This is a genomic window from Blastococcus sp. KM273128 (assembly GCF_021698975.1).
GTDB lineage: Bacteria > Actinomycetota > Actinomycetes > Mycobacteriales > Geodermatophilaceae > Blastococcus.
The window spans coordinates 1-353 of sequence record NZ_SSXA01000206.1 but is presented as its reverse complement, the minus strand read 5'-3'; the positions used below and the strand labels follow the sequence as shown (position 1 = coordinate 353).

Below are 353 nucleotides of genomic sequence, written 5' to 3'. Positions count from 1 at the left end.
CGGCGATCGAACGGTAGTGGTTGTCCTCGTACTCGACGGGCGGGATGTTGCCGCAGGCGCCGTGCAGCCGTCGGTGGTTGAACCAGTCGACGTACTCCAAGGTCGCGAGTTCGACGTCGTCGAGGCCGCGCCAGGGGCCGCGGCGGCGGATGAGTTCGGTTTTGTAGAGGCCGATGAGGGATTCGGCGGCGGCGTTGTCGTAGGAGTCGCCCTTGCTTCCCACCGACCGGACCGCGCCGGCGGCGTCGAGGCGTTCGGTGTAGCGGATGGCGAGGTACTGCACGCCGCGGTCGGAGTGGTGCACAAGGCCGGTCACGTCGCGGGCGTCGCGGGCTCGGGTCCACAGGCCTTGC

At 69.4% G+C, this 353-nt stretch carries 1 protein-coding gene; it reads right to left on the bottom strand.

The annotated features are described in order from the left end of the window. On the bottom strand, positions 1–353 hold a 353-nt coding region (locus E9529_RS23025; protein ID WP_236833301.1), incomplete at both ends, for an integrase core domain-containing protein.